Genomic DNA, 626 nt, shown 5'->3' on the forward strand with positions numbered 1-626 from the left:
ATAATTTTGCAACTTCCTCATAATAATCAGAGATTTCTTTTTCGGAAACCAATACGTTTGCTTCGTATGAGTTAAGCCCATATTCTTGAATAAATCTCTCCTTCTTATTATCTGGCAACTCAGGCAAAGATTTTTTTAAATCATCAATTAATTTTTGTTCAAGTTTTAATGGTAAAAGATCTGGATCAGGAAAGTATCTATAATCATGAGCATCTTCTTTTGATCTCATTGATCTTGTTTCATTTTTTTTTGTATCAAATAATCTTGTTTCTTGATCTATCTCTTTTCCATCTTCTAGTAATTCAACCTGTCGATTAGCCTCATATTCAATCGCCATTTGCATAAATTTAATTGAATTCACATTTTTAATTTCACATCTTGTGCCGAAATTTTTATCACCTACTTTTCTTACTGATACATTTACATCTGCTCTTAATGAACCTTCTTGCATATTGCCATCACATGTGCCCAAGTATCTCATAATGGTTCTTAATTTTTTTATGTAAGCATTTACTTCATCGGGCGAACGAAGATGGGGTTTGCTAACGATTTCCATTAAAGCTATTCCAGAACGATTTAAATCAACATAGGTGCTTGAAGGATCCATATCATGGATACTTTTACCT

General features: G+C 31.6%; 1 pseudogene. It reads right to left on the bottom strand.

The window, feature by feature from the left end:
• Window positions 1-626, bottom strand: a pseudogene (gatB, locus tag AMN78_RS00410) (Asp-tRNA(Asn)/Glu-tRNA(Gln) amidotransferase subunit GatB); the annotation flags it as partial.

The sequence above is a fragment of the Candidatus Pelagibacter communis genome (assembly GCF_001179945.1).
Taxonomy (GTDB): domain Bacteria; phylum Pseudomonadota; class Alphaproteobacteria; order Pelagibacterales; family Pelagibacteraceae; genus Pelagilacustribacter; species Pelagilacustribacter ubique_A.